The 11,797-nt window shown below is 61.5% G+C and carries 13 protein-coding genes and 1 pseudogene; 9 read left to right on the top strand and 5 right to left on the bottom strand.

What is annotated here, in order from left to right; genetic code table 11:
• Nucleotides 1–19 precede the first annotated feature (19 nt).
• The gene (locus ACQ7C1_RS20030; protein WP_097597029.1) at nt 20–328 is read right to left on the bottom strand and encodes a hypothetical protein; all 309 of its coding nucleotides are present in this window, start codon (nt 326–328) and stop codon (nt 20–22) included.
• 322 nt (nt 329–650) lie between these two features.
• Here ACQ7C1_RS20030 and ACQ7C1_RS20025 point away from each other — a divergent pair, with 322 nt between their 5' ends.
• Entirely contained in the window at nt 651–4,070 is a 3,420-nt protein-coding gene (locus ACQ7C1_RS20025; protein WP_430959554.1) for a response regulator, read from the top strand.
• Between the two features lie 26 nt (nt 4,071–4,096).
• On the opposite strand, the gene mnmD is transcribed toward ACQ7C1_RS20025, so the two are convergent.
• Nucleotides 4,097–4,825, bottom strand: coding sequence for a tRNA (5-methylaminomethyl-2-thiouridine)(34)-methyltransferase MnmD (gene mnmD / locus ACQ7C1_RS20020; protein WP_430959553.1), 729 nt, complete (start codon nt 4,823–4,825; stop codon nt 4,097–4,099).
• On the opposite strand from mnmD, the gene ACQ7C1_RS20015 reads away from it, so the two are divergent.
• The 8 genes from ACQ7C1_RS20015 to ACQ7C1_RS19980 all read left to right on the top strand — a co-directional run bounded on the left by ACQ7C1_RS20015 (nt 4,824) and on the right by ACQ7C1_RS19980 (nt 10,321).
• Nucleotides 4,824–6,002, top strand: coding sequence for an NAD(P)/FAD-dependent oxidoreductase (locus tag ACQ7C1_RS20015; RefSeq protein ID WP_430959552.1), 1,179 nt, complete (start codon nt 4,824–4,826; stop codon nt 6,000–6,002). The two genes, mnmD and ACQ7C1_RS20015, sit on opposite strands and share 2 nt — an antisense overlap.
• A gap of 114 nt (nt 6,003–6,116) precedes the next feature.
• Nucleotides 6,117–6,824, top strand: coding sequence for a DUF1045 domain-containing protein (locus ACQ7C1_RS20010; RefSeq protein WP_430959551.1), 708 nt, complete (start codon nt 6,117–6,119; stop codon nt 6,822–6,824).
• A gap of 114 nt (nt 6,825–6,938) precedes the next feature.
• A complete protein-coding gene (puuE, locus tag ACQ7C1_RS20005; RefSeq protein ID WP_085779000.1) occupies nt 6,939–7,862 on the top strand; it encodes an allantoinase PuuE in 924 nt (307 codons plus the stop codon).
• Nucleotides 7,862–8,362, top strand: a complete 501-nt coding sequence (uraD, locus tag ACQ7C1_RS20000) for a 2-oxo-4-hydroxy-4-carboxy-5-ureidoimidazoline decarboxylase (protein ID WP_430959550.1) — start codon at nt 7,862–7,864, stop codon at nt 8,360–8,362. Before puuE ends, uraD begins: the two co-directional genes overlap by 1 nt.
• Nucleotides 8,359–8,721, top strand: a complete 363-nt coding sequence (locus ACQ7C1_RS19995) for a HepT-like ribonuclease domain-containing protein (RefSeq protein WP_097597023.1) — start codon at nt 8,359–8,361, stop codon at nt 8,719–8,721. The genes uraD and ACQ7C1_RS19995 overlap by 4 nt, the downstream gene beginning before the upstream one ends.
• Nucleotides 8,722–8,726: 5 nt before the next feature.
• Nucleotides 8,727–9,227, top strand: a complete 501-nt coding sequence (locus tag ACQ7C1_RS19990) for an ureidoglycolate lyase (RefSeq protein ID WP_183699353.1) — start codon at nt 8,727–8,729, stop codon at nt 9,225–9,227.
• Entirely contained in the window at nt 9,224–9,580 is a 357-nt protein-coding gene (gene uraH / locus ACQ7C1_RS19985; RefSeq protein WP_085778997.1) for a hydroxyisourate hydrolase, read from the top strand. Before ACQ7C1_RS19990 ends, uraH begins: the two co-directional genes overlap by 4 nt.
• Complete coding sequence (locus tag ACQ7C1_RS19980) at nt 9,581–10,321, top strand: metallophosphoesterase family protein (protein WP_430959549.1); 741 nt, start codon at nt 9,581–9,583, stop codon at nt 10,319–10,321.
• 32 nt (nt 10,322–10,353) lie between these two features.
• Here the strand turns inward: ACQ7C1_RS19980 and ACQ7C1_RS19975 are convergent, their stop codons facing one another.
• The 3 genes and pseudogenes from ACQ7C1_RS19975 to ACQ7C1_RS19965 all read right to left on the bottom strand — a co-directional run bounded on the left by ACQ7C1_RS19975 (nt 10,354) and on the right by ACQ7C1_RS19965 (nt 11,673).
• Nucleotides 10,354–10,518 carry a hypothetical protein gene (locus tag ACQ7C1_RS19975; protein ID WP_430959548.1) on the bottom strand — a complete coding sequence of 55 codons (165 nt, stop codon included), beginning with the start codon at nt 10,516–10,518 and terminating at the stop codon, nt 10,354–10,356.
• A gap of 20 nt (nt 10,519–10,538) precedes the next feature.
• Nucleotides 10,539–11,012 (bottom strand): annotated as a pseudogene (locus tag ACQ7C1_RS19970) (flotillin family protein); the annotation flags it as partial.
• Between the two features lie 49 nt (nt 11,013–11,061).
• Nucleotides 11,062–11,673: a CDP-alcohol phosphatidyltransferase family protein gene (locus ACQ7C1_RS19965; protein WP_430959547.1), complete on the bottom strand. Its 612-nt coding sequence runs from the start codon at nt 11,671–11,673 to the stop codon at nt 11,062–11,064.
• Nucleotides 11,674–11,797 lie beyond the last annotated feature (124 nt).

Genomic DNA, 11,797 nt, shown 5'->3' with positions numbered 1-11,797 from the left:
GGCGCCGGATGCGGTCTTGCTATTCCGGGCAGACTTTCACGCGGTAGGGCTCGCCCCAGCGGTCGTAACGCCATTCGAGGTGGCAATAGTGCGGCCGGTAATAGGTCCGATAGACGGGGTACGGACGGTAGACAGGGTAAGCCGGATAGACGGGGTAGGCGGGGCGGGCGGCCTCCGACAGAAGGGCGCCGCCGACGACGCCGGCCGCAAGGCCGCCAAAGAAGGCATCGCGCGGACGGGCATCGGCGGTGGTGGCAGTGGCGAGCGAGGCGCCGGCAAAGGTCAGCGCGATCAGGCCCGTCGCCATGGTCTTATGAAGAACGGACATGGTAACTTCCTTATCTAGACTGGCTTCTATAAAGCCATGGCCAGACTCCGCCCGGATCGCGGCGGAGCGATGGCCGCACAAGGGCGGCCCGCATTAAATTTTAGTCATGATTTCAACGGCCAGCCATGAGTAAAGAGCGGATTGCGGCCGGCCGCAGTTGCTGCAGTCATCCCTTCGGTTTCGTGCAGCATACGGCGCCACTCCGGTCCGTACGCCGATTGTAAAATTCCGCCTTCGAAATTTATGGTTAAAACCTTGTTAAAAGCCTTGGCGTTATAGTCTTTGTCGTTGATATTCCATTCATTGCGGGAGCGACGATTTCTTGAAATCAGCCGGGGACATTCTGGAATTGGCTTGCCGCCGGATCGCCGATCTGGACACCCCGGCCTATGTCAAGAACAGCGAGCTGCGTTATGTCGCCGTCAACGAGGCCTATGCCGATTTCCTGGGCCGAGAGATTTCCGATTTCATCGGCAGGCGCAGCCGCGAACTCTTCAACCGCCCCGAGGAAGAGGACCGCGAGGACAAGGAGCGCCGCGCGCTGGTGTTCGGCACCGAGGAAAATGCCATCTGTTTCGATGCCGCTGGCCTCGATCACGAGCGCATTCAGATCGAAAGCTTCTCGCCGTCGCCGGAGCGGATTTATGTGCTCGGCATCTTCGAAGCGCGCGAACGCAGTGCCGTTGCTCTTGGGAGGATTGCCGGCAAGCCCGGGATTGCCGGTAGCTCTAAGACTGTAAACGATTTCGGAAGTGCCGCCGATCTCGCCCAAGTGCGCGAGGCACTAGAGAACCTCGATCACCCGATCGGCATCTTTGCAGCCGACGGACGCCCGCTGGTCGTCAACGCAGCCTATCGCAACGGCGCGACGCCTGTGGCCGCCGAGGAATCGGCCTGGGGAGAGAGTGTCAATGAACTCGACGTTCTCCGCACCGTCCTCGAGGATCTGCCTGTGGCGGTCTTCGTCCGCGACGACAAGCACCGCCTGGTCTATGCCAACAAATATTATGAAACCTTCAGCGGCCGCGCCCGCTCCGAATATCTGGGAATGACCGAACACGAAATGTTCGGGCCGGAAGGTGCTGAGGCGATCTACCAGGAAAACCTGCTGGCGCTCAGGGACGGCATTTCGGTTGAGCTCGAAAGCGAGATGCCGAGCAATAGCGGCCATGTCTATCCCGTCATCTCGCGCGTCAACCGTGTCATAACGGCGGATGGGCGAACCTATGTCGTCGGCTCCTTTTCCGACATCTCGCCGCTCAAGGAACGCGAGAAGGCACTGATTGAATCGCGCAAACAGCAAGAAATACTGCATCGGGACATCGAGAGCATTCTGCGTTCGCTGCCGATCGGCGTGCTGATCCTCGATAACGACCACCGGATTCTCTACGTCAACGACGAATTTTACAGCATCTGGGAACTGCCGCTCGACGATCGCTTCGACGGCCGCCCGTTCATCGACGTCATCCGCCGCAATTACGAGCTCGGCCGCTACGACGGGACACAGACGCCGGAAGAGATCTACGCCTTCCGCAAACATCTGTTCGAAGCCGAGGAGCCCGAGCCGATCGAGCTTGGCTGGGCGGGCGGCAAATCCGTGATCTTCGACAGCCGCCGCATCTCCAACGAGCGCATTCTGCTCACCTATGCCGATATTTCTGCGGTGCGCGAACGGGAAAAGGAAATCCACGAGACGCGCGCAGCCCTCGAGCGGCTCGGCGAAATGATGCGGGATGCGACGCATGCCATGTCGCAGGGCCTTGCCATCGTCCAGGACGGCATTATCAAAATGTCCAACGAGGCGATGGCCGAGATCCTGCAGATCCCGCCGCACTATATCGAGGCCGGCCAGGGCTGGCTCGGCATGTTCGAATTCTGCGCGGCACGCGGCGATTTCCACGATGCGGCGGATGAGATCCTGCAGGAATGGCGGGCGAATATCGCAGCCAGGCAGCCAATTTCCACCGTCTTCCATGTCGGCGGCGAGCGCTGGGTGAACATGGATGCGACGGTCAGCCGGGGAGAGCATTGGGTGGCGCTGTTCACCGACGTCACCGAGCTCAAGAGCCGCGAGGAGGAACTGCGCCAGCTCCTGTCGCGCGCCGAAGCCGCCGACCGCGCCAAATCCGAATTCCTAGCCAATATGAGCCACGAGATCCGCACGCCGATGAACGGTGTGCTCGGCATGGCGGAACTGCTGGCCAAGACCAATCTCGACACGCGCCAGAAAACCTTCATCGACATCATCGTCAAGTCGGGAAATGCGCTGCTGACTATTATCAACGACATCCTCGACTTTTCGAAGATCGATGCCGGACAGATGAAACTGCGCAAAGCCGCCTTCGATATCACCGAAGCGGTGGAGGACGTGGCGACACTCCTCTCCTCGCATGCCGCCGAGAAGAACATCGAACTGCTGGTGCGGGCTGCACCGGATCTGCCGGCCGCGGTGATTGGTGACGCCGGGCGTTTCCGCCAGATCGTCACCAATCTCGTCGGCAACGCCGTCAAGTTCACCGAGCGCGGCCATGTCTTCGTCGATGTCGGCTTCGAGACGATCGCCGGCGGGGAGATCATGGCGATCATCCGCATCGAGGATACCGGTATTGGCATTCCCCGAGAAAAGCTCGAATCGGTCTTCGACAAGTTTTCGCAGGTCGACACCTCGTCGACCCGCCGGCATGAGGGAACGGGGCTCGGCCTCGCGATCACCGCCGGCCTCGTCGATCTCTTCGGCGGCTATATCAATGTCGAGAGCGAATGGGGTAAGGGCTCGGTCTTCACCGTCAACCTGCCTTTTGCGGTGGCGGCCGCCCGCCTCGAACCGAAGCCGCTGCCGATCAATGTGCAGGGCGCGCGCATCCTCGTCGTCGACGACAATGAAGTGAACCGGCGCATCCTGACCGAGCAGCTCTCGCTCTGGGGCTTTGACGGAGTGGCTGCCGAAGGTGGCGGCACCGGTCTGGCGATCCTCGAGGCAGCGGCCGATCTCGGGGTCACCGTCGACGCCGTCGTGCTCGACTATCACATGCCCGACATGAACGGCGCCGACGTCGCGCGCCGGCTGCGCGCCGATCCCCGCTTCGTCGAGCTGCCGATCATCTTCCTCACGTCGATGGATATTTCGGGCACGGAAAAGGAATTCGCCGCGCTGAACGGCCATGCGCATCTGATGAAACCGGCACGCGCCAACGTGCTGCGCAATACTGTCGTCGAGGTCGTCCGCGCCCGCCGTGTCAAACAGGCGTCGGAAGCCGATATCGCCCGGCTGCGGGCGGAAGCGGCCGTGCCGGCGCCTGCACTTGCAACTGCGCCCGAGCCGCAAAAGCGGGCGGCCGAATTCGTCGACGTGCTGGTTGCCGAAGACAATGAGGTCAACCAGATCGTCTTCACCCAGATACTGCAGTCGACGGGCCTCTCCTTCCTGGTCGTCAACAACGGGCAGGAGGCCGTCGCCGCCTGGGAAAGCCACACGCCACGCATCATCATGATGGACGTCTCGATGCCCGTCATGAACGGCCATGAAGCGACCCAGACGATCCGCGAAAGGGAAAAGGGGCAGGGCCACCGGGTGCCGATCATCGGCGTCACCGCCCATGCCCTCGAAAGCGACCGCGAAGCCTGCCTCGACGCCGGCATGGACGATTACATGTCGAAGCCGATCAGCCCGGAACTTCTGGAGGAGAAGATCCGGCAATGGCTCGGCAGGGATGAGCTGCAGCCGGAGCGCACGAGTTACTGATCTCCATCGAATGGAAGTCGTAGGGCTTACCGAGCGGTTGCCTTAATGCCGCAGAGCATTTCGCGCTTGCCGGCGAAGCCCTGGCGGCGTTCGACGGCAAAGCCGGCGGCGATGAGGTTGCGGCGCACGAAGCCGGCTGCGGCGTAAGTTGCGAAGGTGCCGCCGGCCACAGTCTTTTCGGCGACCTCACGCATCAGCTCTTCCGACCACATGTCGCCGTTGCGCGAGGGCGCGAAACCGTCGAGATACCAGGCGTCGAAGCCGGGTTTTGCCGCGGCGACGCCGTCAAGTGCCGCGCCGCAGACAACGCTGAGCCGCGTCTGGCCATCGAGATCGAGCGAGACGGTACCAGCAGGTGTTTGAGGCCAGGCTGCGGTCAGCGCCTCGCGTTCCGCATCAATCTCCGGCCAATGCGAGAGCGCCCGGCCGATCTCTTCACCGCGCATCGGATGGAGTTCGAAGGAAGTGAAATGCAGGTGCCGGCCGTCTGCGCGATGGAGCTTCCACTGCCGCCAGGTCTCGGCGAAGTTCAGGCCGGTGCCGAAGCCAAGTTCGCCGATGACAAAATCCCGCTGGCCGTGCCAACGCTCCGGCAGGCCGTTGCCGGCGAGAAAGACATGGCCGCATTCCAGACGGCCATCGGTCCGGCAATAAAAATGATCGCCAAAGGCGGTGGAATAGGGCATATCGCCGTCGCGCCATTCGAGCGGCTGCGGCGCGCCCGCGCCAATCTCATCGGGGTTCACGTCTCTCATGGAAAAAGCCGATAGTCCTCAGCCGACGTCCGGTCAATCTTCTTGCGACTTGCTGATCGTCGGCGGCGGCATCATGGGTCTCTGGGCGGCCATTCATGCCGAACGCCGCGGTATCAGCACCGTCCTCGCCGACGCCGGCAGATTGGGCGGAGGCGCGAGCGGCGGACTGCTCGGCGCGCTGATGCCGCATATGCCGGACCGGTGGTCGGAGAAAAAGCAATTCCAGTTCGATGCGCTGGTCTCGATCGAAACCGAAATTGCGGCGCTTGAAGCAGAAACCGGGCTGTCGGCCGGCTATAACAGGTCGGGGCGGCTGATCCCGTTGCCGAAACCGCATCTCAAGCGCATCGCCCGCGGCCATTCCGAAGATTCCGAGCGCCATTGGCGGACCGGCGAACGCCGCTTCCACTGGCATGTCATCGACAGGCCGCCGGTCGATGGTTGGCCTGACGCATCTGCCGGCGAAAGTGGCTTCGTGCACGATACGCTCGCCGCCCGTGTTGCGCCCCGCTCCTTGATCTCAGCGCTCATCGCATTGCTGCGGCGGGCAAAACATGTGCGCATCATGGAAAATGCTGTTGTCGCCGATCTCAATCCCGATCGCGGGACGGCCGAGATCGGCGGCGAAATCATCACGTTCGGCCGCTGCATCCTGGCCGCCGGCCATCAGTCCTTTCCCGTGCTGCAGCGGCTGACGCCGGGCTTGAAGCAGCCGCTCGGCCAGCCGGTGAAAGGGCAGGCGGCGCTGTTGAAAGCAGATGTCGACCCGGCGTTGCCGACGATCTTCCTCGATGGACTCTATGTCGTCGCGCATGAGGGGGGGCATGCGGCGGTCGGCAGCACCAGCGAGAACCGTTTCGACGCCCCCCTCTCGACCGATGCACAGCTCGACGCGTTAATCGAGGCGGCGCGGGCGATCGTGCCGGCGCTCCGCAGCGCCCCTGTCATCGAACGTTGGGCGGGGCTTCGCCCGAAAGCCATCGACCGCGATCCAATGATCGGCCGCCATCCAATCCATCCCCGACTGATCGCACTGACCGGCGGTTTCAAGGTCAGCTTCGGGCTGGCCCATCGGCTGGCGGAGGCTGCGGTTTGTATGGCAGGCGACACAGATTGCGAATTTTCGCTGCCGGAAAGCTTCGCGATATCAAGCCATATCGCTGTCGCTTCACGTTAAACGTGAATTAGATACAGCTGCGTTTCGTTATTCTGTCATGCAAATCACCTATCTGCTTGCGCATCGGCAGCGCCGGATTTTCCCGGCGCTCACTTCCTTCATGGAGGAAATTGCATGCGCTATGCCATTTGCTTCACGCCTCCGGCGAGCGACCCCTTGTCGCTCGTGGCCGCTAATTGGCTTGGCCGAAACGTGTTTTCAGGCGATATGGTGGAGCCTCCGGCCGTCCGCGGCCTCGGCATTCATGAGATCGCCTTTTATACTGCGGTGCCGCGGCGCTATGGTTTTCACGGCGTTCTGAAAGCGCCTTTTCAACTCTCCGCCGAGACGTCCGAATCGCAACTCCTGCGCGACCTCATGCGTTTTGCCGGAACATATGCTCCCTTCCAGATCCCAGGTCTCGAAATCGCCCGGCTCGGCAATTTCTACAGCCTAGTGCCGAGCGCCCCCTGTGAGCGGATCCAGTATCTGGCTTCGGCGATCGTTCAGGAGTTCGATCGTTTCCGGGCGCCGCTGAGTGAAGCCGATATCGAACGCAGCGATCCCGACGGGTTGTCGGCGGCGCAATTCGCCAATCTGCATCGTTGGGGCAATCCCTATGTGATGGAGGAGTTCCGCTTCCATATGCCGGTGACAGGCCCCATCAACACGATCGACATGCCCCGCATCGAGCCAGTGCTGGGAACGATCTTCGAGTCCGTCTTGAGGGAGCCGGTAATCGTTTCGAATGTGGCTTTGATGATCGAGGAGGGCACTGGCGGTCCCTTCCGCGTTCACTCGCTCCACCCGATGGGCAAGGTCAGCGCGCGCAGGATCGCCTGAGCAGATGTCGATCTAAGTCGTTGTGTTGAAAAGAGAAATTCTCCTATGCAGTTTCCGTCTCGACATTCCGGCTGCGGATGATACCGTTCCTTCGTCTTTTCAGAAGGTGATTTGATGGTATCCGAGACCTACCCGCGCAATCTCGTCGGCTACGGGCGTCAGACGCCCGATCCGAAGTGGCCGGGCGACGCCCGCGTCGCCGTGCAGTTCGTCATCAATTACGAGGAGGGCGGCGAAAGCTGCATCCTCGAAGGCGATCCGGCTTCCGAAAACCTGCTGTCGGAGATTGTCGGTGCGGCGGCCTGGCCGGGGCAGCGCAATCTCAACATGGAATCGATCTACGAGTATGGTTCGCGCGCCGGGTTCTGGCGGCTCTGGCGGATGTTCACGGGTCTCAAGGTGCAGGCGACCGTCTATGGCGTGACGCTGGCGATGGCGCGCAACCCCGAAGCGGTCGCGGCCATGAAGGAGGCCGGTTGGGAGATCGCCAGCCACGGTTATCGCTGGCTGGAATACAAGGATTTCCCCGAGGATCTCGAGCGCAAGCACATCCTCGAAGCCGTGCGCCTGCACACCGAACTCACCGGCGAGCGGCCTTTCGGGATGTATCAGGGAAAGCCTTCCGACAACACGCTGCGACTGGTGCAGGAAGAGGGCGGTTTCCTCTATTCCTCCGATTCCTATGCCGACGACCTGCCTTACTGGGTGAAGGGCGTCGACGGGAAACCCTTCCTGATCATCCCCTATACGCTCGAAACCAATGACATGCGTTTTGCCACACCGCAGGGTTTCAATGCCGGCGACCAGTTCTTCACCTATCTCAAGGACGCTTTCGACACGCTTTACGAGGAAGGCAAGGACGGCAGCCCGAAGATGATGTCGGTCGGCCTGCATTGCCGCCTCGTCGGGCGTCCGGGCCGGGCAGCCTCTCTGAAGCGCTTCATCGAATATGTGTTGAAGCATGACAAGGTCTGGATTCCGCGCCGCATCGAGATCGCCGAGCACTGGCACAAGAATCATCAGCCGGATGCGCTCTGATGTTGTCGCGCGAGGATTTCGTTTCCCGCTTCGGCGGCGTCTTCGAGCATTCGCCTTTCATCGCCGAACGCGCCTATGACGCCGGGGGTCTGAGGGAGCCTTTGACGGCATCAGGCGTGCATGCGGCTCTTGCCGCCGTCTTCCGTGCAGCAAGCCGGGAGGAGCGTCTCGGCGTGCTGCGTGCCCATCCCGATCTTGCCGGGCGTCTGGCGATAGCGGGCGAACTCACGGAGGACAGCCGCAAGGAGCAGGCCGGCGCCGGTCTCGATCGGTTGAGCCCGGCCGAACATGCCCGCTTCACCGAACTTAATGCAGCCTATATCGAAAAATTCGGCTTTCCCTTCATCATCGCCGTCAGAGGGCTCGACAAGGACGATATCCTTTCGGACTTCGAAAGGCGGATCGGCAATGACCTGGATGAAGAATTCGCGACCGCCACGACACAGGTCGAACGGATCGCGCTGCTGCGCCTGACATCGATGTTGCCGGAGGGCAAATGAACGAGCCTCGTGCTATCGACTATCTTAATGAAATGCAGAAGGCGGCAGCCGAAGCACTATACTTCGTGGGCGGAATGGATGAGGCGGCCTTCGCCGAGGATAATCTCACCTTCAAGGCGGTCGCCTTCTGCCACTTCACAATCGGCGCGGCTGCTTCCCGACTGCTCGTAGCCCATCCGGAATTCGCAACCGAGCATCCCACTCTGCCGTGGACGAAAATCTGCGGAACGGGCAACCGTATCCTGGAAGACGTCTTCGCCCTCGATCCCTCGGACATCTGGGATGCAACCTATCGCACGCTGCCGGAACTTCTCGTCGAGATCGACGCTATTCGTCACTGGCACGCCGAAGGTGAGTGAACTCATTGGCTGATTTTCTCGATATCCGCCCGCTTACCAGATCGGCCTTTGCTCCTTTCGGCGAAGTGATCGAAGCCGATCCAGCCTCGATGCGGCTCATCAACGGCGGCACGACCGAACGCTTCCATGCGCTGGCCACGGCGGAGGCGGCGGGCGAGGGCGCGCGCGTCATCATCAATCTCTTTCGCGGCCAGCCGCGCAGCTTCCCTTATGACGTCGACATGATGGAACGCCATCCCTTCGGCAGTCAGAGTTTCTCGCCGATCTCCGGCCGCCCATTCCTCGTCGTCGTCTCCGAGGACGATGGCGGACGTCCGGGCAGGCCGCAGGTGTTTTTCGCGCGCGGAGACCAGGGTGTAAACTACCGCCGCAATGTCTGGCATCATCCGCTGATGGCGCTCGGCCAAACCTCCGATTTCCTGGTCGTCGACCGCGACGGCCCTGGCAATAATCTGGAGGAATTCTTCTTCGACCCCCCCTATGTCATCAAAGAGCCAGCCCCATGACCGGACTGACGACACATGTGCTCGACACCGCCCTTGGCAAGCCCGCCAATGGGCTCAGGATCGATCTTTTCCAGCTCGACGGCGAGATCCGCAGACATCTGAAAACGGTGGAGACCAATGCGGACGGCCGAGTCGACGGCGGCCCGATCCTTGCGGGCGAAAATTTTCACGTAGGCATCTACGAGCTGGTCTTCCACGCCGGCGAGTATCTCAGGGCCTGCGGCACGCCGCTGCCGCATCCGGCCTTCCTGGATCTCGTGCCGATCCGCTTCGGCATCGCCGATGTCACGGCGCATTACCATGTGCCGCTCCTGCTTTCGCCTTACGGCTATTCAACCTATCGCGGCAGCTAAATGAGGTTTGCTGCGATCGCCGATATTCACGGCAACCATCTTGCACTCGAGGCGGTGCTTGCAGATATCCGAGCTCAGGGCATCGAGGACGTCGTCAATCTCGGCGATTTCTTCAGCGGGCCGCTGGAGGCAGGCCGAACGGCTGACCTGCTGACGCCTCTCGGGCTGACCTCGGTTCGGGGCAATCACGACCGCTATCTGATCGAGCAGGATCCCGCCTCTATGCATGCCTCGGATGCTGCCGCCTACCGGCAGCTGACGCCGTCCCACCTCGAGTGGCTGCGGGGTCTACCGTTCGATGCCGTATATCGCGGCGAGGCCTATCTCTGCCATGCGACGCCGAAAGACGACAATCTCTACTGGCTGGAGTCCGTTTCGCCGCAGGGGCAAGTCTTCTTGAAGCCGTTCGAAGCGATCGAGGCGGTCGCCGAAGGCATCGACCTGCCGCTGATCCTCTGCGGCCACAGCCACATTCCCCGTGCCGTCCGACTCTCGGACGGCCGGCTGATCGTCAATCCCGGCAGTGTGGGCTGCCCCGCCTATGACGATGTGCTGCCCTATTATCACAAGGTCGAAGCCGGCCATCCGCTGGCGAGCTATGCTATCCTGGAAAAGACGGCGGCCGGATGGATGTGGCAGTTCCGAACTGTCGCCTACGACCACATGGCCCAGTCGGCACTGGCCGCCGAAAGGGGCCGTGCCGACTGGGCCAGTGCGCTTGCAACGGGCTGGGTGAGATAGCCCGGACTTGCCTCCGCTGCGGTCAATCCTTTTCAGGTGCCTGAGGGGCGATCGTCTTTGCAGGAGCCGCGGCCGGTGCCGCCGGTTTTGCCGGAGTGGCAGGCGGGGTTGCCTGCTTTGCCGGCGCCGCTGCTGAAATTACCGGTTTTTGCCATCAAGATTTCGAAGGAGGGATGAGATGGCGTTGTCGTCGTCAAAGCCGGCCTCCTTCAACAATTTCGCGCTGCTGGACGGCACGGGCGGCATCGATGTTTGCGCTTTCGCGGGCCTGCTTGGCGGCTGCCTCGCGCTCGGCGATCGCCTGTTCGGAGGCGATGCGGGCTTCCTCCTCGGCGCGTTTGGCCGCCTGTTTCGCGGCGGATTTGTTGGCGATGTCGCGTTCCTGGTTGAGTTCGGCTTCGCGCTTGGTCCGCTCGATGGCTTAGCGACTGTTGGCGGGCTTCCAGACCCTTTTGGGCGATGGCGACTTCGGTATCGCGGACGATTTCGTTTCGCTCCTTCTTGCGGCCTTCGGTGATGCGGCTCAGCGCCACCAGACCCTGCGCGTCGAAGAAATTGTAGGCGTTGAAATGCTTGATGTCGGTCTGGTCGAGGCGTGTCAGCGACACGGATTCAAGCTCAAGTCCGTTCGGAGGTCGGCGCCGACGGCTTCCTGCACAGCCTTGACGAAACCCATGCGCTGTTCCTGCAGCTTCCCGTCACGCACAAGTGAGAGAACCGGCAGTGGATCATATCCGCGTCTATCGGGCGGCCGTTTGCGCCTCGCGAATACCGGCGCTGATACGGTTGATGGTGGTCCATACGAGAAGCAGGGCCACCACGGCCCAAAGCCATGAGGTCCATGCGGCAAACGTGCCGCCAACGGCGACAAAGATGCCGAGCGCGCCGAAAAGCACCGCACGGTCGCTCTTGCCCAGCGGCCCGTCATAACGCCGGCTTGCCCCAACCGTTTGACCCAGGACGCCGGCAAATTCCGTCAGTGCCGAGAGGAATATGACAGCCATGACCGGCATCAGATCGTTCGGATCGATGAGCGCAAACGGGAAGTAAAGGGCGGCATCCGACACGACGTCACCGATCTCGTTCAGATAGGCGCCCAAAATGCTCTTTTGCCCATGTTCGCGCGCGAGCATGCCGTCAATGGCATTGAGGCCCATGCGCAGTAGAAACCATACAGGCACCAGCAGGAACCAATGCGGGAGGGGCGCGACGCTCAGGAAAAGCCCAAGTGCAACCGAGACGGCGGCAGCAACTGAAGTCACCTGATTGGCGGTAACACCTCGTGCCGCAAGCGAGCGCACCAGGGGGCGAAGAATATTCTGAAACCGGGACTTCAATTGATAAACAGACATGGTACCTCAGTGGAATTTCGCGGCAATTGAACAGTCTATCCCGGCTGGGTCCGTGCGGATCATCGTAGCTGTGGGAAAGCCCGCACTTCAAATCGGCTCACCCAAAGGACTTATCATTTGCAGC

The organism is Rhizobium sp. Nf11,1, assembly GCF_050587665.1.
GTDB lineage: Bacteria > Pseudomonadota > Alphaproteobacteria > Rhizobiales > Rhizobiaceae > Rhizobium.
This window is presented reverse-complemented; position numbering and strand designations above follow the sequence as displayed.

Excerpts from the sequence above, each read along its gene's own strand:
- ACQ7C1_RS20030 (WP_097597029.1), bottom strand. The coding sequence starts at position 328 with ATGTCCGTTCTTCATAAGACCATGGCGACGGGCCTGATCGCGCTGACC.
- ACQ7C1_RS20015 (WP_430959552.1), top strand. The coding sequence starts at position 4,824 with ATGGAAAAAGCCGATAGTCCTCAGCCGACGTCCGGTCAATCTTCTTGC.
- mnmD (WP_430959553.1), bottom strand. The coding sequence starts at position 4,825 with ATGAGAGACGTGAACCCCGATGAGATTGGCGCGGGCGCGCCGCAGCCG.
- ACQ7C1_RS20010 (WP_430959551.1), top strand. The coding sequence starts at position 6,117 with ATGCGCTATGCCATTTGCTTCACGCCTCCGGCGAGCGACCCCTTGTCG.
- puuE (WP_085779000.1), top strand. The coding sequence starts at position 6,939 with ATGGTATCCGAGACCTACCCGCGCAATCTCGTCGGCTACGGGCGTCAG.
- uraD (WP_430959550.1), top strand. The coding sequence starts at position 7,862 with ATGTTGTCGCGCGAGGATTTCGTTTCCCGCTTCGGCGGCGTCTTCGAG.
- ACQ7C1_RS19995 (WP_097597023.1), top strand. The coding sequence starts at position 8,359 with ATGAACGAGCCTCGTGCTATCGACTATCTTAATGAAATGCAGAAGGCG.
- uraH (WP_085778997.1), top strand. The coding sequence starts at position 9,224 with ATGACCGGACTGACGACACATGTGCTCGACACCGCCCTTGGCAAGCCC.
- ACQ7C1_RS19980 (WP_430959549.1), top strand. The coding sequence starts at position 9,581 with ATGAGGTTTGCTGCGATCGCCGATATTCACGGCAACCATCTTGCACTC.
- ACQ7C1_RS19965 (WP_430959547.1), bottom strand. The coding sequence starts at position 11,673 with ATGTCTGTTTATCAATTGAAGTCCCGGTTTCAGAATATTCTTCGCCCC.